Source organism: uncultured Martelella sp. (assembly GCF_963677965.2).
GTDB classification, from domain to species: Bacteria; Pseudomonadota; Alphaproteobacteria; order Rhizobiales; family Rhizobiaceae; genus Martelella; species Martelella mangrovi.
The window spans coordinates 134,996-156,661 of record NZ_CAXXFM010000001.1; the positions used below are offsets into that span (position 1 = coordinate 134,996).

Annotated in this window: 35 protein-coding genes, 1 tRNA gene and 1 pseudogene; 24 read left to right on the top strand and 13 right to left on the bottom strand. The window is 61.4% G+C overall.

Annotated features, from left to right (window positions below; all coding sequences use genetic code 11):
• Positions 1-119: 119 nt before the first annotated feature.
• From ACHZCU_RS00730 to ACHZCU_RS00770, 9 genes and pseudogenes are all read right to left on the bottom strand, one after another.
• The gene (locus tag ACHZCU_RS00730; protein WP_319517257.1) at positions 120-395 is read right to left on the bottom strand and encodes a hypothetical protein; all 276 of its coding nucleotides are present in this window, start codon (positions 393-395) and stop codon (positions 120-122) included.
• A gap of 619 nt (positions 396-1,014) precedes the next feature.
• A pseudogene (locus tag ACHZCU_RS00735) lies at positions 1,015-2,346 on the bottom strand (DNA-methyltransferase); the annotation flags it as partial.
• The gene (locus ACHZCU_RS00740; RefSeq protein WP_319517258.1) at positions 2,346-2,882 is read right to left on the bottom strand and encodes a GcrA family cell cycle regulator; all 537 of its coding nucleotides are present in this window, start codon (positions 2,880-2,882) and stop codon (positions 2,346-2,348) included. The pseudogene ACHZCU_RS00735 and the gene ACHZCU_RS00740, both read right to left, overlap by 1 nt.
• Positions 2,879-3,226 (bottom strand): DUF2312 domain-containing protein, encoded by a 348-nt coding sequence (locus ACHZCU_RS00745; protein ID WP_319517259.1) that lies wholly within the window; start codon positions 3,224-3,226, stop codon positions 2,879-2,881. The genes ACHZCU_RS00740 and ACHZCU_RS00745 overlap by 4 nt, the downstream gene beginning before the upstream one ends.
• Positions 3,223-3,477: a hypothetical protein gene (locus ACHZCU_RS00750; RefSeq protein WP_319517260.1), complete on the bottom strand. Its 255-nt coding sequence runs from the start codon at positions 3,475-3,477 to the stop codon at positions 3,223-3,225. The genes ACHZCU_RS00745 and ACHZCU_RS00750 overlap by 4 nt, the downstream gene beginning before the upstream one ends.
• A gap of 4 nt (positions 3,478-3,481) precedes the next feature.
• Complete coding sequence (locus ACHZCU_RS00755; RefSeq protein WP_319517261.1) at positions 3,482-3,985, bottom strand: phage regulatory CII family protein; 504 nt, start codon at positions 3,983-3,985, stop codon at positions 3,482-3,484.
• A 431-nt stretch (positions 3,986-4,416) separates the two neighbouring features.
• Positions 4,417-4,545 (bottom strand): hypothetical protein, encoded by a 129-nt coding sequence (locus ACHZCU_RS00760; protein WP_319517262.1) that lies wholly within the window; start codon positions 4,543-4,545, stop codon positions 4,417-4,419.
• A gap of 30 nt (positions 4,546-4,575) precedes the next feature.
• The gene (locus ACHZCU_RS00765; protein WP_319517263.1) at positions 4,576-4,761 is read right to left on the bottom strand and encodes a hypothetical protein; all 186 of its coding nucleotides are present in this window, start codon (positions 4,759-4,761) and stop codon (positions 4,576-4,578) included.
• Positions 4,758-5,021 carry a hypothetical protein gene (locus ACHZCU_RS00770; protein WP_319517264.1) on the bottom strand — a complete coding sequence of 88 codons (264 nt, stop codon included), beginning with the start codon at positions 5,019-5,021 and terminating at the stop codon, positions 4,758-4,760. The genes ACHZCU_RS00765 and ACHZCU_RS00770 overlap by 4 nt, the downstream gene beginning before the upstream one ends.
• A gap of 171 nt (positions 5,022-5,192) precedes the next feature.
• Between ACHZCU_RS00770 and ACHZCU_RS00775 the strand changes: the two genes are divergently transcribed.
• Complete coding sequence (locus ACHZCU_RS00775) at positions 5,193-5,804, top strand: S24 family peptidase (RefSeq protein ID WP_319517265.1); 612 nt, start codon at positions 5,193-5,195, stop codon at positions 5,802-5,804.
• Here ACHZCU_RS00775 and ACHZCU_RS00780 read toward each other — a convergent pair.
• Both ACHZCU_RS00780 and ACHZCU_RS00785 read right to left on the bottom strand, forming a co-directional pair.
• Positions 5,801-6,010, bottom strand: coding sequence for a hypothetical protein (locus tag ACHZCU_RS00780; protein ID WP_319517266.1), 210 nt, complete (start codon positions 6,008-6,010; stop codon positions 5,801-5,803). The two genes, ACHZCU_RS00775 and ACHZCU_RS00780, sit on opposite strands and share 4 nt — an antisense overlap.
• A 24-nt stretch (positions 6,011-6,034) precedes the next feature.
• Positions 6,035-6,553 (bottom strand): hypothetical protein, encoded by a 519-nt coding sequence (locus ACHZCU_RS00785; protein ID WP_319517267.1) that lies wholly within the window; start codon positions 6,551-6,553, stop codon positions 6,035-6,037.
• Between the two features lie 253 nt (positions 6,554-6,806).
• Between ACHZCU_RS00785 and ACHZCU_RS00790 the strand changes: the two genes are divergently transcribed.
• Genes ACHZCU_RS00790 through ACHZCU_RS00880 form a run of 19 tightly spaced genes read left to right on the top strand, consistent with a single transcriptional unit; the run spans position 6,807 to position 16,342 of the window.
• Positions 6,807-7,253 carry a hypothetical protein gene (locus tag ACHZCU_RS00790; protein ID WP_319517268.1) on the top strand — a complete coding sequence of 149 codons (447 nt, stop codon included), beginning with the start codon at positions 6,807-6,809 and terminating at the stop codon, positions 7,251-7,253.
• Positions 7,250-7,954 carry a hypothetical protein gene (locus ACHZCU_RS00795; RefSeq protein WP_319517269.1) on the top strand — a complete coding sequence of 235 codons (705 nt, stop codon included), beginning with the start codon at positions 7,250-7,252 and terminating at the stop codon, positions 7,952-7,954. The genes ACHZCU_RS00790 and ACHZCU_RS00795 overlap by 4 nt, the downstream gene beginning before the upstream one ends.
• Positions 7,951-8,328: a hypothetical protein gene (locus ACHZCU_RS00800; RefSeq protein WP_319517270.1), complete on the top strand. Its 378-nt coding sequence runs from the start codon at positions 7,951-7,953 to the stop codon at positions 8,326-8,328. Before ACHZCU_RS00795 ends, ACHZCU_RS00800 begins: the two co-directional genes overlap by 4 nt.
• On the top strand, positions 8,321-8,677 hold the full coding sequence (locus ACHZCU_RS00805; protein WP_319517271.1) for a DUF4406 domain-containing protein: 357 nt from the start codon (positions 8,321-8,323) through the stop codon (positions 8,675-8,677). The genes ACHZCU_RS00800 and ACHZCU_RS00805 overlap by 8 nt, the downstream gene beginning before the upstream one ends.
• Positions 8,670-8,891, top strand: a complete 222-nt coding sequence (locus tag ACHZCU_RS00810) for a hypothetical protein (RefSeq protein WP_319517272.1) — start codon at positions 8,670-8,672, stop codon at positions 8,889-8,891. Before ACHZCU_RS00805 ends, ACHZCU_RS00810 begins: the two co-directional genes overlap by 8 nt.
• Positions 8,888-9,397 carry a hypothetical protein gene (locus tag ACHZCU_RS00815; RefSeq protein ID WP_319517273.1) on the top strand — a complete coding sequence of 170 codons (510 nt, stop codon included), beginning with the start codon at positions 8,888-8,890 and terminating at the stop codon, positions 9,395-9,397. The genes ACHZCU_RS00810 and ACHZCU_RS00815 overlap by 4 nt, the downstream gene beginning before the upstream one ends.
• A gap of 4 nt (positions 9,398-9,401) precedes the next feature.
• Entirely contained in the window at positions 9,402-10,571 is a 1,170-nt protein-coding gene (locus tag ACHZCU_RS00820; protein ID WP_319517274.1) for a phage Gp37/Gp68 family protein, read from the top strand.
• Positions 10,568-10,888, top strand: a complete 321-nt coding sequence (locus ACHZCU_RS00825) for a hypothetical protein (RefSeq protein ID WP_319517275.1) — start codon at positions 10,568-10,570, stop codon at positions 10,886-10,888. The genes ACHZCU_RS00820 and ACHZCU_RS00825 overlap by 4 nt, the downstream gene beginning before the upstream one ends.
• Entirely contained in the window at positions 10,885-11,136 is a 252-nt protein-coding gene (locus ACHZCU_RS00830; RefSeq protein ID WP_319517276.1) for a hypothetical protein, read from the top strand. Before ACHZCU_RS00825 ends, ACHZCU_RS00830 begins: the two co-directional genes overlap by 4 nt.
• On the top strand, positions 11,133-11,387 hold the full coding sequence (locus ACHZCU_RS00835) for a hypothetical protein (RefSeq protein WP_319517277.1): 255 nt from the start codon (positions 11,133-11,135) through the stop codon (positions 11,385-11,387). The genes ACHZCU_RS00830 and ACHZCU_RS00835 overlap by 4 nt, the downstream gene beginning before the upstream one ends.
• Entirely contained in the window at positions 11,384-12,190 is an 807-nt protein-coding gene (locus ACHZCU_RS00840) for a hypothetical protein (RefSeq protein WP_319517278.1), read from the top strand. Before ACHZCU_RS00835 ends, ACHZCU_RS00840 begins: the two co-directional genes overlap by 4 nt.
• Positions 12,187-12,429 (top strand): hypothetical protein, encoded by a 243-nt coding sequence (locus tag ACHZCU_RS00845; RefSeq protein WP_319517279.1) that lies wholly within the window; start codon positions 12,187-12,189, stop codon positions 12,427-12,429. Before ACHZCU_RS00840 ends, ACHZCU_RS00845 begins: the two co-directional genes overlap by 4 nt.
• A 9-nt stretch (positions 12,430-12,438) precedes the next feature.
• On the top strand, positions 12,439-13,509 hold the full coding sequence (locus ACHZCU_RS00850) for a hypothetical protein (protein WP_319517280.1): 1,071 nt from the start codon (positions 12,439-12,441) through the stop codon (positions 13,507-13,509).
• Complete coding sequence (locus ACHZCU_RS00855; RefSeq protein WP_319517281.1) at positions 13,502-13,915, top strand: ASCH domain-containing protein; 414 nt, start codon at positions 13,502-13,504, stop codon at positions 13,913-13,915. The genes ACHZCU_RS00850 and ACHZCU_RS00855 overlap by 8 nt, the downstream gene beginning before the upstream one ends.
• On the top strand, positions 13,916-14,095 hold the full coding sequence (locus tag ACHZCU_RS00860) for a hypothetical protein (RefSeq protein ID WP_319517282.1): 180 nt from the start codon (positions 13,916-13,918) through the stop codon (positions 14,093-14,095).
• Complete coding sequence (locus ACHZCU_RS00865; RefSeq protein WP_319517283.1) at positions 14,096-14,521, top strand: hypothetical protein; 426 nt, start codon at positions 14,096-14,098, stop codon at positions 14,519-14,521.
• Entirely contained in the window at positions 14,518-15,069 is a 552-nt protein-coding gene (locus ACHZCU_RS00870) for a hypothetical protein (protein ID WP_319517284.1), read from the top strand. The genes ACHZCU_RS00865 and ACHZCU_RS00870 overlap by 4 nt, the downstream gene beginning before the upstream one ends.
• Positions 15,066-15,266, top strand: a complete 201-nt coding sequence (locus ACHZCU_RS00875; RefSeq protein WP_319517285.1) for a hypothetical protein — start codon at positions 15,066-15,068, stop codon at positions 15,264-15,266. Before ACHZCU_RS00870 ends, ACHZCU_RS00875 begins: the two co-directional genes overlap by 4 nt.
• Before the next feature lie 8 nt (positions 15,267-15,274).
• A complete protein-coding gene (locus ACHZCU_RS00880) occupies positions 15,275-16,342 on the top strand; it encodes a tyrosine-type recombinase/integrase (protein WP_319517286.1) in 1,068 nt (355 codons plus the stop codon).
• A gap of 54 nt (positions 16,343-16,396) precedes the next feature.
• On the opposite strand, the gene ACHZCU_RS00885 is transcribed toward ACHZCU_RS00880, so the two are convergent.
• Positions 16,397-16,473, bottom strand: a tRNA-Arg gene (locus ACHZCU_RS00885).
• A gap of 262 nt (positions 16,474-16,735) precedes the next feature.
• Positions 16,736-18,232 carry a HAMP domain-containing sensor histidine kinase gene (locus ACHZCU_RS00890; protein ID WP_106311645.1) on the bottom strand — a complete coding sequence of 499 codons (1,497 nt, stop codon included), beginning with the start codon at positions 18,230-18,232 and terminating at the stop codon, positions 16,736-16,738.
• A gap of 253 nt (positions 18,233-18,485) precedes the next feature.
• Between ACHZCU_RS00890 and rpmH the strand changes: the two genes are divergently transcribed.
• From rpmH to yihA, 4 genes are all read left to right on the top strand, one after another.
• The gene (rpmH, locus tag ACHZCU_RS00895; RefSeq protein ID WP_106311648.1) at positions 18,486-18,626 is read left to right on the top strand and encodes a 50S ribosomal protein L34; all 141 of its coding nucleotides are present in this window, start codon (positions 18,486-18,488) and stop codon (positions 18,624-18,626) included.
• 15 nt (positions 18,627-18,641) lie between these two features.
• The gene (gene rnpA / locus ACHZCU_RS00900) at positions 18,642-19,037 is read left to right on the top strand and encodes a ribonuclease P protein component (protein ID WP_106311653.1); all 396 of its coding nucleotides are present in this window, start codon (positions 18,642-18,644) and stop codon (positions 19,035-19,037) included.
• A 1-nt stretch (position 19,038) separates the two neighbouring features.
• Positions 19,039-20,844: a membrane protein insertase YidC gene (yidC, locus tag ACHZCU_RS00905; protein ID WP_319517287.1), complete on the top strand. Its 1,806-nt coding sequence runs from the start codon at positions 19,039-19,041 to the stop codon at positions 20,842-20,844.
• 124 nt (positions 20,845-20,968) lie between these two features.
• Positions 20,969-21,619 (top strand): ribosome biogenesis GTP-binding protein YihA/YsxC, encoded by a 651-nt coding sequence (yihA, locus tag ACHZCU_RS00910; protein ID WP_319517288.1) that lies wholly within the window; start codon positions 20,969-20,971, stop codon positions 21,617-21,619.
• The last annotated feature ends 47 nt before the right edge of the window (positions 21,620-21,666 follow it).

Genomic DNA, 21,666 nt, shown 5'->3' on the forward strand with positions numbered 1-21,666 from the left:
CCTCGTCGAGGTGGCAGAGCGCCGCTATCTCGTAGGTCGAGTGCCGGCCTGTGTCCCAAAGTTCGCCAATGCGCGCGCGCAGTCGTTGCCCGCGCGGGTTTTCGTGTCGTCTGGCGCCATCAATCATCACGATTGCCCTCCAGCAGATGCTGAAAACCGGGAAAACCCTTTGCCGCCAGCGCATTCATTTTGCGCAGCGCGTACAACACCGTGGTGTGGTCGCCATAGCCCAGCACGCGGGCAATCTGTGGGTTGCTGGCGGCCGGGAAATTCAGGCGCAGTTCCCAGGCAATCAGGTGCTTTGCCAGCGTCTGGTCGGCCGTTCCCCGGCTGGCGGTCAGCGCTGACGGGGAAAAGCCCATGGCCCGCGCGCGGCGGCGCATATAGGCGTGCATGGTTTCGCCGGGCCGCGCCTTAGCGGCAGCGTTCTGCCCAGCCGGTTGCGGCCGTGCGGGCGGCGTCATGTCCATGCCCGCCGCGCGCCGGCGCTCGATCCTCGCCAGCATTGTCGATATCGCGCTGCCGCAGCGGCCGAAAGCACGGCCGATTTCGGTCAAGGCAGCATCGGGAAAGCGCTGCCGCATTTCGAAAACCAGATGGCGCCGCCAGACTTTCAGCGCTGTGTCCTGACGCTCCGAGCGGATTTCGGCAATGTCCAGCCCGCAGGCCGCGCAGCGCTGCAGCAGAAAGCTTTCCAGCGCATCCGGCGGGCAAGCGGCGCGGCGTGGGGCGTGATAAACCCCGCCGCTGCCCGCCGGTTCCGCCGGCGGCTGCAAAAACACCAGCCGCCGCCGTTCGTTTTTTACCGGCGCTGGCAAGGCCACTTGCGCGCGTGGCTGCTTCAAAAACCGCCGCCGAATTGCGGCATAATGCGCCTCCAGCGCATCCGGCCCGCTCACCCCGGCGGGCATCATGGTTTTTGCCATTGTGGTCATTCCGGTCACAGCGCACCTCCAAACAAGGCCAGCGGCGATGCGTTCGGCTCTTTCGGCAGACGCCGGACAACCTTCCAGTCTGAGCCTCTATGCGCCGCTGCGCAATCGCTGCGTATTCGGGATTGAGTTCGATGAGATCGGCCTTGCGGCCATGGCGCAGCGCCACCAGCGCGGTGGTGCCCGCGCCGCCGAACGGATCCAGCACCAGCCCGCCCTTGGGGCAGCCGGCCAGAATGCAGCGCTCGGCAAGCTCGGGCGGAAAGGTGGCGAAATGGGCTTCCTTGAAGGCCTGTGTCGCCATGTGCCAAACGGTCAGTTGCGCGGGCTCGTAATTGCGCAGATAGCGGCCATTGGCCTGCTGTTCCGCCTTTTCCATCGCGTCCCAGCGGTCGTTAAACCCGGCATGCCGGCGCGAATGCCGGCGCGAATGCCCGCGCTGCTTGTCCAGCACCTTGCCCTTCTCGCGCCCGTTCCTGTGATGCGATCCATACCCACCGGGGCCGGTATCCCAGCCATCGGGCATTTTCACGCGGCGATTGCCCTTGGCGGCCCGCGCGCCTGGCTTGCCGCCGACATAGGAGCCGCCGCGAAACCCGTTCGCGTCCTCATCCCCTGCCCGGCCGATCCGAACCGCCCCGGCATCATAATGCGCACCGATACGCGACCAGCGCGGCCCTTGCCGGTCGGCATCGGTCACCAGCGCACACATTTCCGAAAGGTCTGGGAAAAACGAAATCTCGCCCGTGTCGCGCGCGCGCCACACATCGCCGTCGCCGGACTTCGTCAGCATGAAAATCTTCTCATGCGCCGTTGCCGGGCGATAAGCGCCGGAACTGTCCGGCATCGGGTTGGACTTGCCCCAGATGATTTCCGAGCGCACCCACCACCCGGCATCCTGCAACGCGATCGCCAGCCGGTTCGGGATCATGCACAGGTCTTTCGGCTTCAGATATCCGCCCGCCCCGATCCGTCCCGCATTTTCGCGCATGGACTGCCGATCCCCCACGGTGAATTCGCCGCGCGGGTTCTTGATTGGCTGATAGATCGGCCCGACCGTCGAAAACGGCTTGTCGCGAAACGTCCGGTCGTCACTCGCAGCAAGCTTCGTTGCCGCTGCACTGCGCCCGTTCGGCGCAGTGGCATAGCAATCGCCATAGTTCAGCCACAGCGTGCCCGTGGGCTTCAGCACCCGGCGCACGGCCTCGAACACGGCAACCATGACCTCCAGATGCTCGGCAAGCGTCGGTTCCAGCCCGATCTGGCCTTCCACACCGTAATCGCGCAGGCCCCAATAGGGCGGCGAGGTCACCACGCAATCCACGCTGTCCGGCTCCATCCGGTTCATCATTTCGATGCAATCGCCAGCAAAAAGCCGCACCCGGCCATCGAGAAACGTGGTGAAATCTGCCATCACGCCGCCCTCTTTTCACGCGGTTGATAGAGCAGCGCGCAATGCGCCGCGCAAAAGGACTTGCCCTCCTTGACCGGACGTCCGCAGCAGGGCGGATCGGCCAGCGGCGGGTCGTCGACATCCGTCAGGATCAGCCGGCAATCAAACGTGCCCAGCGCGGACAGGATGACCGGCGCGGAACCGGGAATGCCAAGCCCGGCAAAATCGCCCGCCTTCCTGCCGGCATCGGCATCCGCCAGCGCTTTCGCCTTTTCCGCCTCGGCCAGATCGGCGGCGCGCCTGCGCGCTTCTGCCGCCCGTTCGGCTTTTTTCTCCTCAGCCTTGCGCTGCCGTTCGGCCTCGTTCGCCATCCGCCGCGCCATATATTGCTCATCGCTGTTGCGCTTGCGAAACCGGTCGCGATGGCGGTTGGCAATGCCGGCCACGGCGCTGCGCCCGCAGCCCATCACATCGGCAATTTCGGCATAGCTCATGCCATCGCCATAAAGCGCGGCCATGCGGTCGATGTCGGTTTCCGTCCAGGGTTTGCCGGTCATTGGTCGCCCTCCCGGTCAAGCGGCAGCGGAAGCTGCATGCCGAGCGCGACCAGATAGGTCTCGAACACGGCATCCTCTTCCATCACCTCTTGCTGGTCCTTCTTGCGCCGGGCGATAATCCGCCGCAGCGCCTTTGTGTCAAAACCGGTGGCCTTTGCCTCGGCATAGACATCCTTGATGTCATCGCCGATGGTCTTTTTCTCTTCCTCCAGCCGCTCGATCCGCTCGACGATCGAACGCAGCTGATCGCGCGCCACAGCCGGCCCGCCGGCGCGCACCCTGGCGCGCGTCTCCCGGTTTTCATCCGTGCGGCCGCCAATGGCCATCGGGTCAAAATCACTCATAAGTTTGTCTCCGGTCGTGCTGTCGTGGAAAACCGCGCTGGCGCACCGCCCTTCTTCAATCGCTCGGCAGGCCGCCAGTCTTCCGCGCCTTCAATGGCCTTGCGGATGGCTTCATCCTGCGCCGCGTCATGGGCGGCTTCGCAGGGCATCGCGTTCAGCGGGTGGTCGCTCCAGCCGCAGCCGCAGCTGGTAAACCCGGCCACCGAGGTGAGCTTGCAATCGGCGCGCGGGGGAAAATCTTGCGTGGTCATGGCGTCACGCCTCGCCATCGGAAACGACGCGCAGCTCTGCCTTTTCGCCGCCATGCGCCTTGACCATGGCCAGCGCCCGGCGCATTTCCGAAAGTACCTTTTCCATGGCCGCCGCCTGCCGGTCGCAGGTCTGCGCCTCGCTCGGCGTCACCTTGCCGTCGGCAATGGCCAGCGCCATGGAATTGGCGAATTCGGAGGCCGCGCGCATCACCTCGGCATTGGCCTTCATGATCGAGGCTTCCGCCGCCCGTTCGGCTTCCGGGTCGGAAAGCCGCCTGCCGTTTGCTTCCGCCAGCACGGCGGTCACCAGCGGCAGGCCGCAATCGGCCTCAAGCGTCACAATCGCCGCAACCGGCATGTGTTCGCCATCGGCCGGGCTGTTCCACCGGCCCACCTGGCTCTTGGAAAAATCCACCTTGCTGGCCGTCCGCTCGATACCGCCGCAACGCTCGATCAGGTCGCGCTGCGCCGCCTTGATGCGGTGGTGAAAGGCCTCTGAAATCTGCATGTCTCACTCCCGTTTCGTCTGGCGAAAGCACAAAAAAATTCCCGCGCCGGGAAAACCCGGCGGCGTTTCCCATGGCGGGAAAACAATCAACGGCTTAGGTCTTGCTGCAACGCAGCATGACTAGGGCGGGCGCAGGCGCCGCCGGAATGAAGACAATGAAACCGATGATGAACGATCGAATGAACGGGAAGGCCGGGGCGGCGGAAGGAAGACGCCGCCCCGGCTGCACAGCCCGGCCGGGAGGTAAAAGCCGGCGCTGCGCCGCGCGCGGTGCCCAGGAGGCAGCAAGAACCCCTTCCGCGCGCGAACAAAAACAAAAGACCCCGCCCCGGCCAACGCAGTACCTGCGGCCGGAAGCGGGGCAAGGTGCATGCGCGCCAAACAATCGAAAAAACGCGCATGAGGGGAACCTGAAAGGAAAAGCCGCGAGCTCAGCGCCCAAAGTTCAGAAGCAGAAGCCAGGCCACCAAAGCAATAACGGCGAAGGTTTGAAAAGCATTGCCGACTTGCAAACTGGAAACCTGTTGCTGAAGATCCAGTATCTGCGCTTGCATATCCATCATTCATCTCCCGAAAAACCGGCAAGGCCATCAATAACCCTCCCATTCATCCTGTCCGTCACCGGAAAAATCCTCGGCAGCCATGCGATCCCCTTCATGGAACAGGATCACCACCCAAACGGCGGAAACCCCGAGCACGAAACCGAGGATCGGCGGCAGCGCCGAAAAAGCGGCGACAAACGCGCCGGCAAGAATGCTCATCATCCAGCGGGTCATTCCGCAGCCTCCCCTGTCAGCGGCGCGGGTGACGGCCGCGGCACATCCGCCGGCCATTCCGCCCCTTCGGGCCATTGCTGTGAAAGTTCGGCCATGGCGCGCTCATATGTGCCGGTGGTGATATCGGCATCGCCCGTGGCCAGCCGGTCGAGCGTGCTACCGCGATTGAGCACGATCGTCGAAAGCCGTTTCCGGCCGAAACCTTTGGCGGCACAGAATGCATCGGCCACCAAAACCAGATTTTCACGCAAGGTTGTCATGTGCGCACAATGCGGAACACTTTCCGCTTTGTCAACGGAATTCGTTCCGCCTATCCAATCCGGCGCATTGCGGATAAATTTCCGCACATGAAAGACACGGTTCAAAAACGCATCGAGATCCTGCTACAGCATCTCGGAGTAAAGCCCCAGCGTGCCAGCCTGGACGCCGGGATGAGTCGTGACGCGCTTCGAAAGCTGCTTGCAAAGCCCACATCAAAACCATCGGCGGAAATGCTGGAGGGCCTGAACAAGGCTTATGGGGTCAGCGTGCAGTGGCTGCTGCATGGCGGCAGCGACACGCCGCTGTTCGATGGAGACGCTACCCCCAGACAGGAAGCAACCGAGAACCCGCCGACAAAAGCAGATCAGGCGGCGGGCATACCGATAAAAGGCTCTGTCGCCGCAGCCTATGTGAGCGGTGAAGCCGGCGCCGATGATGCGGTGATTGGGGCGATACAGACCCCGCCCACACTGGCGCACATCAAGGGTATCTATGCGCTTTATGTCGATGGCACATCGATGGAGCCGCAATATTTTCCGGGAGACCTGATATTCCTGAACCCGGCACGACCGGCCAGGAAGGGCGATTGCGTCGTGATCGTGACCGACCACGGAACCGGACCGCAGCGCTCACTCGGCATCTATACCGGCGAAAACGGCGACACGGTTTACTTGAAAAAGCGGGACCCGCAACGGCCCGAGGGCACGGATATCGCCATTCCCAAAAAACACATCAAGGCGCGCCACAAAGTGCTTACAATCAATGAGATTTTCGGGGCCTAGCTCTGCAATTTCTTTTCGATGTCGTCGAGCTTCCTCTTGAGGCCGATCAGGCCGTCGATCATCGCCCCCATGCCGATCATCAGCATGCCTCCGACAAACAGAATAATGCCGGCAATTTCCTGAATGCTCGTTGGCGCCGTCGTGGAAACGACAATCCCAGCCAGAACGGTCAGCAATCCTACCAATATCAGAATAACCCTGGTCATCCCCTACCCCGCAAAAACAACTTTTCAATCCGGCAGGCTTGCCGATGTCAAACAATATTCGATCGCCTGCGTCGCTGCCCTTGTTGAGCCTGTCAGCGGCGCCGCGATGGGGTCCCCGTCAAACAGCTTGATATAAATTTTGTTCTGTCCCGCCTTCATCTCATCGAGCAAACGGCGCGCCGATTCATCGTTCAGCTCGAAGTCAATTCCGACCAGATCATCGCCGAGAACCCCGGCACGCGCAAAGCCCAGATGCGACTCAAACTTGTCGACAATGATGCCAAAATTGATGGGACGATCGGTAACCCCGTCGGCGGTCGGATAGGTCGTCGCGACGCGAAAGATGACAGTATCGCTTTCCTGCTCACATAACAGCAGGAGTCCTTGATCGGCGCTGTCGTAATAGTTCATGATCAAGCGCCCCTTGTTATCAAAAGGGTCCTCTTCGATCTCCACCGACCATCTCAGGTAATCGGCATGCGCTGCATTCACCGTTGCGGCAACAAACACAGCCGCCGCAAGCGCGATATTTTTACGAGACATAGCCCCTCCCTCACTCTTGATGCCTGAACACGATAGCGCTGCACAGCTTTTGCGGCAAGTCGCGACGAACCTACTACCTTTCCGCCTTTACGGCCTTATGCGGAACACTTTCCGCTTTATCTATTGACGCGGAATACATTCCGCTTTATCGTTCCCTCCCATCAGGCCGTCCCCAGGCCTGACCACCGCCGCCGCCGGAACCGCCACAGGCGCAAAGCGCCACCCGGCGGCGGCATCAAGGGAAGGGACAGCAATGCACGATTTTGTTTGCAGAGGATCGATCACGATCCCGCCCGGCGTTGAACTGGCCGGCAATGGCGCCGGCGCGACGCACCGCATACTGATCACCGCCGATGACGGACGCCCCTGCAGCATGGAGGCCTTTGTCACCGCGCTGTTGCAGGAAGTCGAGGATAACGCCCTGCTGCGCAGCGCAATCCGCGCATGGCTTACGGGCGACTGGCAGGCCGCACTCAGCCCCCTGCCCGACCACGCACTGGCCGGGCTGACGGATCGGCCCATCATGCGCTTTCGCGCCCGCAGCCGCCGAAACGCCGACGTGATCGATGAAGCAAGCGGCGACCACGCCGCCCTCGAAGCCTTCACCCGCCGCTGGAGCCACGACGCCAACATCACCGTGGAAGTCCGTCACAGCGGCCAACCATGGATCCCGGCCACATGGAAAGGCGGTGCGGCATGAATAGTACGGAATTCAAACCTTGCCCGTTTTGCGGAGACGAAATGACAGATCGAGGCGGAACGCTTCAGCATCTTGATCAAGGCAAAGTCCCTAAACGGTGCCCGATTTCGGTCTACGCTTGGCCGGTAGAGGATACCGACAGGTGGAACACCCGCGCTCCACAGACCACAGAGGGGCAGGAGTTGCACGGTCCGCATGGCTGGTTGAACGGACACCGAGCGCTGGGTGAGGAGAATTGGGAACTTGAAAACGATCCGTTCGACAATAACGAGGAATATTTCTCGATCCCGCTTTACGCGCTCACCGACCCGTTCAAGGAAATCGGAAAGGATGCGCAAGCTCTCGAACCGGCAGACACTGGGACGATACAGGCTCTTGCCGAGAAAGAAGGCGACGGAACACTCCGCGCGCTGATGGATGTGATCAACGAGCGGTATCGACAGATCAGCGTTGAAGGCTGGACGACGGAGCATGATGACTCGCACAGAAATGGCGAATTAGCACAAGCAGCAGCAGCCTATGCTTTTTACTGTTGTGACGCAGAAAATAGTGGACCTGACGCGCTAACCCTGTTCCCCAAAACCTGGGACAAGGGCTGGTTTAAGCCCACAACAGACCGCCGCAATCTAGTAAAAGCCGCGGCCCTTCTTCTCGCAGATATCGAGCGCCGTGACCGCGCAGCAAAAGGCGGGGCGGCATGAGCCACCTTCGCGGACACGCCATCGAATTGCGGCAGGGTGTTTGGACCTTTTGCGACACGGGCGAGCCCACGGCCGGGACATGGCGCAAGCGCCCTTGCGGCCATTGCGGACGCCATAACACGGTCGAGGGCCACGACGCCTGCCTTGGCACCTTGCCCGGCGTTGCAAACGCCTGTTGCGGCCACGGCCGGCGGCGTGAAGCCTATGCACAGTTTTCGCGGCTCACCCTGCGCGGCCGCGCCGCATGCGCCTTTTTCGCGCTCGCAACCCGACCGGGCTTTTTGACCGGTCTTTTGCTCTACATCGCCATCCTCGCAACCACCGCTTTCTTCTGGCTGCGGCTGGAAGCATGGCTTGGAGGCCCCCATGGCTGATGCCCTGAAAATCTATCTTTCCGGCCCGATGACCGGGCTGCCAGATATGAATTACCCCGCCTTTCACGCCGAGGCGGCGCGGCTGCGGGCCATGGGGCACATGGTCTACAACCCGGCTGAATACCCGCATGACGGCCCGGCCGAGGCTTTTCCGATCAGGCAGGCCTTTTCCGACTATTGCCGGTTCCTTTGCCTGGAGGCCAACGCAATTTTCATGCTGCGCGGCTGGCAGTCTTCCCGCGGCGCGCAGATCGAATATCGCCTCGCCGACTATCTGGGCCTCACGATCTACCAGCAGCTGCACCGCCCGTTGATCCAGCCGGCGGCGGAGGGCAAGGCCCATGGCTGAGACCATACTTGCCCTCACCGCCGCGCTGTCCGCTTTTGCACGGTCCACCTCTGCCATGGTGGCGGGCTTTGCGCTTGGCGCGCTCTACATCGCGGCCGCCATCGCCGTCACGCTTCTGGTCTTCCGGCTTTTCAGCCGCAAGTCCGGCAAGGCCCGCCGCCTGCCCACAACCGCAAAGGCCGTTCACCCCGACGGAAAGGAAAAGGCCCGATGAGTTTTACCCGCGTGATCATCCAGGAGGCCAAAGCCCCCGCCACGGAAACAGGCTGCCGCGTCTCGCTCTACAAGCTGAGCCAGCAGCCGGCCAAACTGCGCATCATCTTCGACAAGGCCGCGTTCGAAGCAGCCGGCCTCACCGCCGATCAGTGCTTTTACCTCGAAATCGGAGACGGCGAGCACAAGGGCCTGATCCGCATGGTGCCGCACCAGAGCGGCGACCTGACCGGAAGAAACCGCAAGCGCGGGCGCAGCAGCAACATGCGCGTCACCGTGGAATTCGAATGCGGACACATCCAGCAGTTCGTCAACCGCGCCGAAAAGGCCTGCCCCACCCACTGGCGGCGGTTTGAAGACGGCACAATCGAGATCGCCATGCCGCGCTGGGTCTTTGTCGCCAAAAGCACCGAGGTCGCACCCAAGCCGCCCGCAGCCAGCGATGAACAGCGCAGGCAGCACAACGAACACCTCGAACGCCGCCGCCGCATGAAGATGGGAGGATAGACCGATGGCCGACAACACAAAAATCGAATGGACGGACGCCACCTGGAATATCGTCACCGGCTGTTCCGTGGTCTCGCCCGGCTGCACAAACTGCTACGCCATGAAACTGGCAGGCACCCGCCTGAAGCACCACGAAAGCCGCAAGGGCCTCACACGCAACAGTAAGTCCGGCCCGGTGTGGACGGGCGATGTACGCTTCAACGAACAGTGGCTGACCCAGCCGCTCACCTGGAAGCGCCCGCGCCGCATATTCGTCTGCGCCCATGGCGACCTGTTCGCCGAAGGCGTGGAGGATGAATGGCTGGACCGTATTTTCGCCGTCATGGCCCTTTGCCCGCAGCACACGTTTCAGGTGCTGACGAAACGGCCGGAGCGGATGCGGGACTATCTGAGGGACGTGGATGCGTTGGCGCTTCGCATCCAAGACGTCGTAGACAACATGGAGCCCGACGGCATTTGGAAATTTGCCGATCACGAGCCTTGGATTGCCGACGATAATTGGCCTCTCCCCAACGTCTGGCTTGGCGTCAGTGTCGAGGACCAGAAGCGCGCCGAAGCGCGCATTCCGGCGCTGCTCGACACGCCAGCTGCCCTGCGCTGGATTTCTGCCGAGCCGCTGCTGGGGCCGATTGACTGGCGGCGATGGCTGCCGACCGGAAGAACAGACCGTCGCCTTGACGGAACCGCATTCTTTGCAAGCATGTATTTCATGACGCGCTGTGAGTACTGCGGTTGGACCGGGTCTTCCGAGCTTTGCGGCGTCGATAGCTTCGGCGACGACTCCGATGTCTATTGTGCGCACTGCCAAAGATCGATCATGGCAGACGAATTACCAACACTCGACTGGATCGTCGCCGGCGGCGAAAGCGGCCCCGATGCCCGCCCCATGCACCCGGACTGGATCCGCTCGCTGCGCGACCAGTGCAAAGCCGCCGGCGTGCCGTTCAATTTCAAGCAGTGGGGCGAATGGAAACACGGATCTGATTTTGCACTGGACGCCAAGGTCGTCACGCTCGATGGTCGCACTCTTGAGCCAGCCTTGGACGCACTGGCCGCTGAACATCGCGAAGCCCCTTTCGATCGCGGAACAATGATGCGCAAGGTGGGAAAGAAAGCTGCCGGACGCCTGCTCGACGGCGCGCTGCATGACGCCTTTCCGGAGGTACGGTCATGACCACACTCTTTCAAACAATGCGCCTGATGTGGATCGACGCTTTCGTGCAGACCAATGTGGACCCACTGCGACGCAGGCATATCTGCGCGGCGTTCGACATCTCCAATGCGCAGGCGGCGCTGGATATGAAGCGCTTCCATGCATTGTTTCCCGGTCGTCTGACCTACGATGCCACAGCCAAGGGATATCTGGCGGCGGAGGGTTCGTCTCCCGTTTTTCCGGCTGTCGAACTGAGCGGAATACTTACCGCCAGCGCCCTTGCCGTGCAGGCACATAAGCGGCTCGGCAATACGACCACCGAGGAGCCTCACCCATGACCCGGGAAGACATCATCGCCCGCCTGGCAAACAGCACCGCCGACACGCTTGTCGAGGAACTGGAACGCCACAACCTCACGGAAGACGACGCGCTCACCGTGCTGGCCGGCCTGTGCTGGATCGTGATCCGCATCGATCGCGATGAAGGCGCGATTGGCGAGGCCGTTTTAGACCTCAGCCGCTTGATCCTCGAAGCCGATCAGGACGGCAGCGACGAACCGACGGAGACCGGAAGGAGGCTGCATTGACCATCGCCCCCTCCGCCGACCAGTTGAACATCACCTGCGACAGCTGCGGCGCGGCCAATCTTGACCGGGCCATACTCGAACCCGCGCCCGTGCGAAACGACCTGTTTCGCCTCGCCCGCCAGCGCGTTTCCGCCAATGCCAGGGCGTGCGGCTGGATCATCCGCCGCACCGCGGGCAGCTGGCAGCACTATTGCCCCGCATGCGCCCGCCGCCGCGCCGGCGACATCACAAGACAGGACAGATTGCTATGAGCGACGACATCAAACCCTTTGCCCGTTTTGACAGCCGCTGGCTTGCCGCCATGCACGAATTTTCGCGCCATCAGCGCCGTCAGGACCCCTACTGCACCCACGCCCTGACCCACAGGGGCAATATCATTATCGAACCGGCGCCGGCGGGCGGGGTTTATATCGCGGCCGCCTGCCGCCATGGCGTAGCGGTGGTGCACGACCCCGATGGCCGCGCAACCGGGCCGATGACGATCATGTTTCCCGATGCCGCCTATGAGGCAGCCAGGCGCCGGGAGCGCATTGCGATGAGATATTGCGCCGAACGGCATGAGTTTGAAGCGCCGGAATGGATGCAGCCCGGCGATATCTTCTGTGCCGAACATTTCGCCTTCATCACGCCGCGCATGATCCCGCCGCGCTTTGCCGCGGACTGGCCAGAGGAATTGCCCCTCGAAACGCCCGCGCTCTATTCAACCTCCATCGCCCATGACCATCAGGACATCGTCGTCGGCGAAAGCTACAAGGTGACCGAAGGCGCTATCATAAACTGGCGCATCCATCTGGCCATGGCGTTGCAAAATGAGCCTGCCGCGCGGGCAGGCTTCGCGTGCGGGCCGGATATCTTTGCCCTGATGAAACCGCTCATCAAGGAAATAGCCCTGCGGCTGCAGAAGTGGCCGAAAACCACATACAGGCTGTCGCCCACAAAAAAAGGCCCCGTCCTGATGCAGGTTGAGGGCTTTGCGGACGCGATTGCCATGTTCACCGAGCAGGCGGCGGACGAGCCAGAGCTTGCCGCCCATTTCAGGGAGGAAGCGGTATGAGCGATGAAATAAAGCTTCAGCAGGCCGTCTCGCTGCTGCACACAAACCTTGACGGCTACTACTGGATTTTCGGCAAGGGCCGCAGCACGCCGGCCGAACCGCTTTACGCGCTGATGATCTATGAGCCCGGCGACGAATTTCCCGTCATGGAAACCGAAAACGACGATCCGCTGGCCTGCGTTCAAAACGCCATTGAGGCCATCGAAATGCCAATCGACAACCACGTCAAATGCCATTGAGGTCACGCCATGAATAATTTTTTCAACACGCCGGAAGACGACAGCAAGGATACGGTCGTCACTCGATATCTGCCGCGGGAATGGGTCGACGAATACACCCCGCTGCCACAGGCAGACCCGAACGCCTTTTTGAAATCCAGGGATGGCAAATGGTTTCTGGTGCCGCACGAAGATGATTTCGAAGACGCCGGCTCCTTCTGCATCGCCGTCAGCCATGGCGATCTGATCGACTTTTACAGTAACCGCCATTATGGCAGCAGCACGATCAAGGTGGCGGAGGATGGCAGCTACACGCTATCGGAAGACTTTCCGGCAGACGCCACCCATTTCGCTTATGATGACGCCGACGATCTCTGCAACACCCTGCAAGAGGTCATCGCCGACGGCCGGAAAAACGACCCCGAAGCCTTCACCCCGCCTCTCGAGACCACGGTCAGCGCGTGGTTCTGGGGCAACACCACCACCTTCCGCGTGGTCATCGAGGAGGGCGCGGCAAGGCTCGACCGCCTGCCGGAGCCGCCGCTGGTGCTGCCCTATACCAACTGGCGCGGCGAAACCGCCATCCGCCGCATCCGCCCCCTCGGCGTAAAGTTCACGAGCACATCATGGCACCGGGAACCGCAATGGATCCTTGAGGCCTATGACTACGACCGGCAGGAAATGCGCGGCTTTGCGCTGAAGGATTTCGGGCCGTCGCCGTTTCAAAAGCGGGTCGATCCGTGGATGCAGGCCTGCTTCGGGACCGAGATCAGCGCCGATCGGCTGGAACGCGGCGATCGCCTGATTGAGGAAGTGCTCGAGCTGCTGCAATCCGTCGGCTACCCGCGCGAGCGTATCGCCGCTCTATCCTCCTACGTCTGGTCGAGACCGCCCGGCGACCCCCCGCAAGAGGCCGGCGGCACGATGGTGACGCTTGCCGCCTTCTGCCTTGCCCACGGCCTCGACATGCACGACGCCGGCGAAACCGAACTGGCCCGCGTTTGGACAAAGGTCGAGCAAATCCGCGCCAAACAGGCTGCCAAACCCACCGGGTCTGCACTGCCGCAGGCATGGCCGACCGGGGAGCGGGGCAATGGATAACCTCCCCAAGCTCGCCCTGTCGATCCGCCAGCCATGGGCCCACTGCATCATGCACCTGGGCAAGGATATCGAAAACCGCAACTGGCACACAAACCTGCGCGGCCGCATCTGCCTGCATGCGGCCAAGGGCATGACGCGCGACGAATACGACGAAGCCATGGAAACGATCCGCCATGTGCATGCCCACCGCCCCTTTGCCGAGCCGCCGATCGTGCCCGGCTACGGCACCATCACGCGCGGCGGCATCATCGGCACGGTCGAGATCGTCGATTGCGTGACGACAAGCGAAAGCCCGTGGTTCTTCGGCCGCTTCGGTTTCGTGCTGCGCAATCCGCAGCCCGTATCATTTGTGCCGGTCAAGGGCGCGCTGGGGTTCTTCGACTGGCGGAAAAGGATGGAGGCCTGAATGTTTATCTGGTGGACCCGAAACGAGCACGGCTTCTGGTGCAATTTCTGCGGAGACTGCCTGAAACCTGATTTCCACTTCGACAACGATGACGAATGGGACGAATTCGAAAAGGAACTTGAGGACCGCAACTGCCGCGCCTGCGGCGCACCGGACGAATTCGACCCGGAGGCGGTTTAGATGCAGGTCAAGCGTTACCTCAAGGATAAGCATTTCGACCACATCGACCACGCGCTTGGCCGCCCGGTCGATCCCATGGGCGAAACATACCGGAACTATTTTGCCGCAAATGCCAATGGCGATATCGCCCGCGAAATGGCCGCCTCGCCCTATTGGCAAAAATCTTGCCGCGATAACGACATCGACGTTTTCCACGTCACGCGGGCTGGCCGCGAGGCTTTGCGCGATCACCTGAAAGCAATCGGCGATCAAAACCGCCTTTACCAAATCACCTGGCTGGGCATGAGCACTACTGTGGTTTCAACAAGCGCCGGAAAGGCGCGCTATGCAGCATATCTTGATGCCTCCGGTATCGACCAAGACCTGACATTCAAAAAGTTTCAGGCGCAGGCCCGCGTGCGTCTGGCAGGATCAGGTGCCTCATGACCAACACCCGCCCCTCCGCGCAAGACCGCCTCGAATCCTACCGCGCGCTGATTGCCGCCGCGGTTCGGATTCGCGACGTCTTCGCGGATGCGGACGGCATGCACCTTGAGGTCGACGGGATGGACCCGGGCGAGCCGGAGCGCATATGCACCCTGCCCCATGCCTGCCCGACGGCAAACCGCGAACTGATCCTGCATCATATCGACATCTCGGCCGATCTGATTGCCATGCTGGAGGCGACCGGCAAGGCGTTGCGGGCCGAGCGCGCCGAAGTGCAGCGCCTGCGCCAGGCAATCGAGAACAAGGGCGGAAGACCGGCAAAGGACTATGCCGCCGAATGCGCCATGAAATGCGCCGAGACCGCCTTCCAGCACTTCATGGCCGAACGCCACGACCTGAAACTGCCGACGGACAAGGACAAGACCGCCACCCGCGTCAAATTCGTTCTGGCGCTGAACAGCCGCAAGGACCTGAACGAAAACGCCCCTGCCGCCTCCCGCTGGCGCGCCATGGTGCAGGACTTCGAACAATGGAGGCGCAGAACATGACCAACGCCACCAACACACCAAAACCCCGCCAGACCCGCGCGAGCGAGGCCGCCCTGCGCAAGGCCCTGCGCGCAGCGCGCGAGGAAGGTCTGGCTGTGGAAAGGCTGTGCATAACCGGTGGACAATATGAAATCCATTTCGCCGGCATTGGAAACAAAAAGCCTGCAGCAAAGGATGAAGGCCTCGAACAATGGTAGAGGCCAACATGAAAATTCATATGCCGGGGTTGATGCGCGAAACGCTGCCATCTGGAAAGACCCGCTGGCGCGTGCGTCCCGAAGGCCGCAGAACGGTCAAAATCACCCTTCATTGCGGCCCGGACGATGCGGACTTCCATCGGCAATACCTCGCCGCTCGCCGCGGCGAAAAGCCGGAACCGTTGCGCCAGGCATCGGATTACGCAAAGCCGCGTTCCATCGCATGGCTGGTCAACCTCTATCTCGAACATCTTGAAAAGCGCGTCGAGGCTGGCGCCGCCAGCACAAAAACGCTGAAGAAAAAGAAGAACCTGCTGGCTCGCCTTCTCGCAACGCCGGACAGGGTGATGCTGATCCCCCAGGAAAAGCTGATCGCCATGCAGGATAAAATGGCGGCAACGCCGGCCCAGGCCCACGCCTTTATCGAGGCCGTCGCCGTTATGTATGACTGGGCCATCAAACGTAAGCTGATCGGCCAGAACCCGGCGCGCGGCATTGAAAAGGTCTATGCAAAGGGCGGCGGCGCAACGCCGTGGAAACTCGACGATATCAAGGTATTTTTCGCGCATCATAAGCCCGGCAGCAAGGCCCATATCGCACTATCCGTGCTGCTGTGGACGGGCTGCCGGATCGAGGATCTGACGATTCTCGGACGGGCGCACGAGTGCACGATCGAGGGCGTGGAAGCCTTGCGCTGGAAGCCGCTGAAAAAGGGATCGACTGAGGTCTCAATTCCACTGTTGCCGCCATTGAAAGCCGCAACCCGCGCCGCGAAGGTCGAGGGCACAACCTATGTACTCGGGCGCGGCGGAAAGCCGTTTGCCAGCGGCGACAGCATGTCGGCCATGTTCAAGCGCTGGTGCGTTGACGCCGGCCTGCCGCAGCTGTCGGCCCATGGCGTGCGCAAAGGCCTTGCGGAACTGCTGGTGGAACTCGGCGTGAGCCAGTACGGGCTGATGGCAATCCTCGGGCACTCGGAAGCCAAAACAAGCGAGGTCTACACCCGCCGCGCCGACCGCTGGAAACTCGCCACCGATGCCATGCACCGCCTCAACGTGCCCCATACATGGTTCTAACGTGGGGCACATTAACCCGTAAGTATATGTTTTTATTGATTTTTATATCAGAAATGGCGCGCTCGGGAAGATTCGAACTCCCGACCCCCAGATTCGTAGTCTGGTGCTCTATCCAGCTGAGCTACGAGCGCTTGCCTTTTTGCGAAGCACCGCAGTTGTCTGCGGCGTGCGAGAGGGCTTCTAGAGCCTTGCGATTTGGAATGCAAGCGGATTTCGGAAAAAACCTGTCATTTTTCTGAAACACCCCGGATTTTGCCTTCTGCCAGCGGTGTGGATAACATCGGATGAAGCGTGATCGTGGATCATTTAGCGATAGATTTCATGACGGTAGCGCAAGGTTCGCAGATCGTGGATGAGTGCACCCGACGGCGCTTTCGCTATAGTGCGGATGCCTCAGGCGCCGGTCTCGGTCTCGCCGCGCCAGCTTTCGAACGCGACGGGCCGGTCGGGCACTTCGATGCGGAACAGCGTGCCCTGCCCGGCCTTTTCCACAAGCGCGATCGTGCCGCCATGGGCCAGCACCAGTTCACGGGCGATTGCCAGACCAAGGCCCGTTCCGCCGCTGCGCACGCCGCCCCTGAAAGCGGCGAACAGGTTTTCACGCGCCTTTTGCGGCATTCCGGGACCGGTATCATCGACCGAGAGCGAAACCACGCTGCCGTGGCGCTGTGCCGAAACGATCAGACAGTTGAGCGAATCGCGCCGCTCGCCGGCCTGCTGGGTCAGCGCCTGGACACTGTTGCGGCACAGGTTGAAGACCACGCGGAAGAACTGTTCGGGATCGGCATCGACCTTCAGGTCTTCGGGAACACGGTTGATCCATTCGATGGGCACATCCGCCGACAGATCCAGATAATCATGCACATCGTTGATCAGATCACACAGACTGACCATCTGGCGCTTGGGCTCGGCTTCGGAAACCTGGCCGTAGCTCAGCACCGAACGCGAATAGGCCGCCGCGCGGTCGATGGCGCGCAACAGCTTCGGCGCCACCCGGCCGACCACCGGATCGTCGATGCCGGCGATCCTGTCGGACATCAGCTGTGCGGAGGCCAGAATATTGCGCATGTCGTGGTTGATCTTGGAAACAGCCAGCCCGAGCTCGGCAAGACGTTTCTGCTGGCGCAGCGTTCGCTGCAGCTCGACCTGCATGGTGGCGAGATGACGCCCGGCGATGCCAAGCTCATCCGTGGTTGCGGCAGGATGGAAGACGTTCTCCGGAAGATCGGGTTTTTCCGAAAAGGCCTGCATATTGGCAATCTGGCGCCGCAACGGCCGCACCAGCATCGAATTCAGCCGGAAAAAGATCAGCATCGCCGTGAACGTCGAAAGCAGAATGCTCAGCAGGAAAATGTTGCGGGCATAGCCCCACAGCGCCTGATGTAGTTCATCATCGGAGATAACAAGTTCGATGATCGCATCGCTGTCGCCGATATAGCCGAAAACACGGATCGCCCGGCCACCGCCGAACAGAAGCTCGTCAAAGGCGTCAACGACCGCTTCCACTGGGCCGACATCCGTCAGATCGTAGGTATTGCTGATTTCCGGCGGCATGTCGGCGATGGCGAGGAGCTGGGAGGTTCCGTCCTTCCTCAGCACGATCGCCTTGGTGCCGGTCGCCATCAGCGTGTCGTCCTGCAGCGCGCGCGGCAGAACCTGCGGCTGCAGGCCGTCAATGACGGTCGCCGCCGCTGCAGCCGTGCTCAGCCGGTCGTCGAGCCATCTCAGCCGCATGCTGGCAAGCGAGGGGACGAAGAACACCACCTCGGCAAACATGATGATCGCCACGGTCAGCGCCAGAATCCGCCCGGAAAGGCCTGAAAGAAAACCGGGCACGGCAACCTTGCCGGCAGACGCATTCTGCCCATCCCGGGGTTTTCCCCAACGCATCGCTTGCCTCCGAATTCAAGATGTCGAACGATCATAGACCAATCGTTCGCAAGACAAAACCGCCATGTTTGAGGCACTTGCAAACGCATGCGCCCGGCATGATTGACAATTTGCGGCGCTTTCCCTTATAAGCCGCGCAGTTTCCGTGCCCTTTCCTGCTGAAAGGCAGGATCAATGCCGGTAACATCATCCACACGCTTAAACTGCTTCGGCAGTCCATCAAGAAGGGCCGCACACCGCGGTATTTAAACAAATGTCTACCAAGCGTACCTATCAGCCTTCCAAGCTTGTTCGCAAACGCCGTCACGGCTTCCGCTCCCGCATGGCCACGAAGGGCGGCCGCAAGGTTCTTGCAGCCCGCCGCGCCCGCGGTCGCAAGCGTCTTTCGGCTTAAGGGCTTTCAGCCCTGATGTCCGGGCCGGAAGAACAAACCGAAACGGTTGTCGGGCGGCTGAAGACCCGCCCGCAATTTCTGGCCGTTCAAAAGGGCGAACGGCGGAAGGGCCCGCTGTTTCTGCTGGAAGTACTTGACCGGCGCGATCCCTCCTCAGGGCCCCGCGTCGGTTTTACTGTGACCAAAAGGCAGGGAAACGCCGTCGAGCGCAACAGGATGCGCCGCCGGTTGAAAGAGGCTGTGCGTCTCAAGGGCGCATTTGCAATGCAACCCGGTTGCGATTATGTCGTTGTGGGCCGTCGGGAGGTGCTTGGCGCCTCCTTTGCAGCGCTCGCAGATGAGCTGGAATCACGGATTTCAAAATCGCCTCGAACCGGACGGAGCCGGAAGGCGTCCGCACCAGGAAGATAAGATGGAAAATAACCGCAATTCTATCATTGCGATCGCGCTCACGGTCCTGGTCGTTCTGGCCTGGCAATTCTTGTATATGGGCCCGCGCCTGGAAGAGCAGCGCGCCGCACAGGAGCAGGCAGCGCAGCAGCAGGCGGCCCAGGAACAGACCGCCACGACCAACGACAATGCCGCTTCCAGCGCTTCGGGCGGAACGGCAAATACCGCCAGTGGCGACGCCGTATTCTCCCAGGCAGGCGCCCAGCAGGAAACCGCGCCGCGGGTCAAGATCGACACGCCCGCGCTTGCCGGCTCGATCAACCTTGCCGGAGCCCGCATCGACGATATCAAGCTGAAGGACTACCACGTCACCGTGGACCCCACGAGCCCGATCGTCACGCTGTTCAGCCCGGCCAACAACGAGAACGGCTATTTCGCCGAACTCGGCTTCGTTCAGGGCGAAAATTCCGGCACGGTTCCCGGACCGCAGACCGTGTGGACGCTGGAAAAGGGCGACACGCTGACGCCCACGACCCCGGTTACGCTGTCCTACACCAATGATTCCGGCCTGACCTTCCACCGCACCATTTCCATCGATGATGACTACATGATCACGATGGACGACACGGTGACCAACAGTTCCGACAAGCAGGTGACCGTCAATCCTTACGGCCGCCTCACCCGCTTCAGTCTGCCTGACGAGCCGTCCGCCTGGGTTCTGCATGAAGGCTTCCTCGGCGTAATGACGCCCGACGGCGGCATCACCGAAGACACCTACAAGAATGTTGCCGACGAAAACGAGACTTACGCGAATTCGAACGGCGGCTGGTTCGGCGTGACCGACAAGTACTGGGGTGCTGCGATCATTCCGCAGTCCACCATGAACTACGACGTCCGCTTCTCGCACTTCAATGACGGCCGGGAGCGTTATCAGGCGGATTACTCCGACAATCAGCCGCTGACGATTGCCGCCGGGCAGTCCGCCGAGCTGCAGACCAAGGTGTTTGCCGGCGCCAAGGTCACCAATATCCTAACCCAGTATCAGGATCAGTACAATATTCCGCTGTTCGACCGCATGATCGACTGGGGCTGGCTGTGGTTCCTCACCAAGCCGCTGTTCCAGCTGATGGACTTCATCTATCACCATGTCGGCAATTTCGGTGTCGCCATCCTGATCACCACAGTCATCATCAAGCTTCTGTTCTTCCCGCTCGCCTCCAAGCAGTATGCCTCCATGGCCAACATGAAGCGCATGCAGCCGAAGATGACCGAGCTGAAGGAACAGTATGGCGACGACCGCATGGGCCTGCAGAAGGCGATGATGGAGCTTTACAAGAAGGAGAAGATCAATCCGGTGGCCGGCTGTTGGCCGGTGCTGTTGCAGATCCCCATCTTCTTCTCGCTCTACAAGGTGCTCTACGTCACCATCGAAATGCGTCATGCGCCGTTCTTCGGATGGATCCAGGACCTTTCGGCGCCTGACCCGACCAGCCTTTTCAACCTGTTCGGCCTCTTGCCCTGGTCGCCGCCGGCGATGCTGATGATCGGTGCATGGCCGCTGATCATGGGCTTCACCATGTGGCTGCAGATGCGCATGAACCCGACGCCGCCGGACAAGACGCAGGCGATGATCTTCAACTGGATGCCGGTGGTCTTCACCTACATGCTGGCGCAGTTCCCGGCCGGTCTGGTGATCTACTATGCCTGGAACAACTCGCTTTCGATCCTGCAGCAGTCGATCATCATGAAGCGCCACGGCGTCAAGATCGAGCTGTTCGACAACCTGAAGGGCACGTTCCGCCGCAAGAAACCGGCCCCTTCGGAATAGGCGCAAGGCGCGGTTCCGTCCCTTTCCGGGACCGGCCTTATGGATATCCGCATTGCCGGCTTCGAACCGGCAGTGCCCCGCCCGGCAGTATTGCCGGGCTTTTTCTTTATGATAAGAAACGGACATGACCCAGCCCATCGATCAAGACGCCGCCCTGTTCGCCCGCCCGTGGATTTTCATTCGCGGCGTACCGTCGATGAAGTTTCTGCCGCCGGAAGGCCCGCCGGAGGTTGCTTTTGCCGGCCGCTCCAATGTCGGCAAATCGTCGCTGATCAATGCGCTCCTGACCCAGAAGGGTTTGGCGCGGACCTCCAACACGCCCGGCCGAACCCAGGAACTCAACTATTTTGTCCCCGATGGCTATTCCGGCCAGGGCGAGGACTTGCCGCCGATGGCGCTCGTCGACATGCCGGGCTATGGCTACGCCCAGGCCCCGAAGCAGCAGGTCGACCAGTGGACCAAGCTGGTGTTCGACTATCTGCGCGGCCGCGCCACGCTGAAACGCGTCTATGTGCTGATCGATGCCCGCCACGGCATCAAGAAGAATGACGAGGACGTGCTGAACCTGCTCGACAAGGCCGCCGTCTCCTATCAGATCGTGCTGACCAAAACCGACAAGATCAAGCCGCCGGCGATCGAGAAGCTGCTGGCCGCCACTGCGGAAAAGCTCCGCAAACGCCCGGCCGCCTTCCCCGGCATTATCGCAACCTCATCGGAAAAAAATGCCGGCCTCGATCTGCTCAGACAGGCAATCCAGGAAACTGTCGCCGGCTGACACAGGCGCAATACTTCCACCGGCAATATTCACTAAGGCGCACGGAT

Bases quoted from the DNA above. Each gene is read 5' to 3' on its own strand.
- ACHZCU_RS00765 (WP_319517263.1), bottom strand. From the start codon at position 4,761: ATGACCCGCTGGATGATGAGCATTCTTGCCGGCGCGTTTGTCGCCGCT.
- ACHZCU_RS00780 (WP_319517266.1), bottom strand. From the start codon at position 6,010: ATGACCAGGGTTATTCTGATATTGGTAGGATTGCTGACCGTTCTGGCT.
- ACHZCU_RS00820 (WP_319517274.1), top strand. From the start codon at position 9,402: ATGGCCGACAACACAAAAATCGAATGGACGGACGCCACCTGGAATATC.
- ACHZCU_RS00830 (WP_319517276.1), top strand. From the start codon at position 10,885: ATGACCCGGGAAGACATCATCGCCCGCCTGGCAAACAGCACCGCCGAC.
- ACHZCU_RS00790 (WP_319517268.1), top strand. From the start codon at position 6,807: ATGCACGATTTTGTTTGCAGAGGATCGATCACGATCCCGCCCGGCGTT.
- ACHZCU_RS00875 (WP_319517285.1), top strand. From the start codon at position 15,066: ATGACCAACGCCACCAACACACCAAAACCCCGCCAGACCCGCGCGAGC.
- ACHZCU_RS00730 (WP_319517257.1), bottom strand. From the start codon at position 395: ATGCACGCCTATATGCGCCGCCGCGCGCGGGCCATGGGCTTTTCCCCG.
- ACHZCU_RS00825 (WP_319517275.1), top strand. From the start codon at position 10,568: ATGACCACACTCTTTCAAACAATGCGCCTGATGTGGATCGACGCTTTC.
- ACHZCU_RS00770 (WP_319517264.1), bottom strand. From the start codon at position 5,021: ATGACAACCTTGCGTGAAAATCTGGTTTTGGTGGCCGATGCATTCTGT.
- ACHZCU_RS00840 (WP_319517278.1), top strand. From the start codon at position 11,384: ATGAGCGACGACATCAAACCCTTTGCCCGTTTTGACAGCCGCTGGCTT.
- ACHZCU_RS00810 (WP_319517272.1), top strand. From the start codon at position 8,670: ATGGCTGAGACCATACTTGCCCTCACCGCCGCGCTGTCCGCTTTTGCA.
- ACHZCU_RS00785 (WP_319517267.1), bottom strand. From the start codon at position 6,553: ATGTCTCGTAAAAATATCGCGCTTGCGGCGGCTGTGTTTGTTGCCGCA.
- ACHZCU_RS00775 (WP_319517265.1), top strand. From the start codon at position 5,193: ATGAGTCGTGACGCGCTTCGAAAGCTGCTTGCAAAGCCCACATCAAAA.
- ACHZCU_RS00750 (WP_319517260.1), bottom strand. From the start codon at position 3,477: ATGACCACGCAAGATTTTCCCCCGCGCGCCGATTGCAAGCTCACCTCG.
- ACHZCU_RS00870 (WP_319517284.1), top strand. From the start codon at position 14,518: ATGACCAACACCCGCCCCTCCGCGCAAGACCGCCTCGAATCCTACCGC.
- ACHZCU_RS00880 (WP_319517286.1), top strand. From the start codon at position 15,275: ATGAAAATTCATATGCCGGGGTTGATGCGCGAAACGCTGCCATCTGGA.
- ACHZCU_RS00805 (WP_319517271.1), top strand. From the start codon at position 8,321: ATGGCTGATGCCCTGAAAATCTATCTTTCCGGCCCGATGACCGGGCTG.
- ACHZCU_RS00890 (WP_106311645.1), bottom strand. From the start codon at position 18,232: ATGCGTTGGGGAAAACCCCGGGATGGGCAGAATGCGTCTGCCGGCAAG.
- ACHZCU_RS00795 (WP_319517269.1), top strand. From the start codon at position 7,250: ATGAATAGTACGGAATTCAAACCTTGCCCGTTTTGCGGAGACGAAATG.
- ACHZCU_RS00755 (WP_319517261.1), bottom strand. From the start codon at position 3,985: ATGCAGATTTCAGAGGCCTTTCACCACCGCATCAAGGCGGCGCAGCGC.
- ACHZCU_RS00865 (WP_319517283.1), top strand. From the start codon at position 14,096: ATGCAGGTCAAGCGTTACCTCAAGGATAAGCATTTCGACCACATCGAC.
- ACHZCU_RS00740 (WP_319517258.1), bottom strand. From the start codon at position 2,882: ATGACCGGCAAACCCTGGACGGAAACCGACATCGACCGCATGGCCGCG.
- yihA (WP_319517288.1), top strand. From the start codon at position 20,969: ATGACCCAGCCCATCGATCAAGACGCCGCCCTGTTCGCCCGCCCGTGG.
- rpmH (WP_106311648.1), top strand. From the start codon at position 18,486: ATGTCTACCAAGCGTACCTATCAGCCTTCCAAGCTTGTTCGCAAACGC.
- yidC (WP_319517287.1), top strand. From the start codon at position 19,039: ATGGAAAATAACCGCAATTCTATCATTGCGATCGCGCTCACGGTCCTG.
- ACHZCU_RS00855 (WP_319517281.1), top strand. From the start codon at position 13,502: ATGGATAACCTCCCCAAGCTCGCCCTGTCGATCCGCCAGCCATGGGCC.
- ACHZCU_RS00800 (WP_319517270.1), top strand. From the start codon at position 7,951: ATGAGCCACCTTCGCGGACACGCCATCGAATTGCGGCAGGGTGTTTGG.
- rnpA (WP_106311653.1), top strand. From the start codon at position 18,642: ATGTCCGGGCCGGAAGAACAAACCGAAACGGTTGTCGGGCGGCTGAAG.
- ACHZCU_RS00850 (WP_319517280.1), top strand. From the start codon at position 12,439: ATGAATAATTTTTTCAACACGCCGGAAGACGACAGCAAGGATACGGTC.
- ACHZCU_RS00745 (WP_319517259.1), bottom strand. From the start codon at position 3,226: ATGAGTGATTTTGACCCGATGGCCATTGGCGGCCGCACGGATGAAAAC.
- ACHZCU_RS00815 (WP_319517273.1), top strand. From the start codon at position 8,888: ATGAGTTTTACCCGCGTGATCATCCAGGAGGCCAAAGCCCCCGCCACG.
- ACHZCU_RS00760 (WP_319517262.1), bottom strand. From the start codon at position 4,545: ATGGATATGCAAGCGCAGATACTGGATCTTCAGCAACAGGTTTCCAGT.
- ACHZCU_RS00860 (WP_319517282.1), top strand. From the start codon at position 13,916: ATGTTTATCTGGTGGACCCGAAACGAGCACGGCTTCTGGTGCAATTTC.
- ACHZCU_RS00845 (WP_319517279.1), top strand. From the start codon at position 12,187: ATGAGCGATGAAATAAAGCTTCAGCAGGCCGTCTCGCTGCTGCACACA.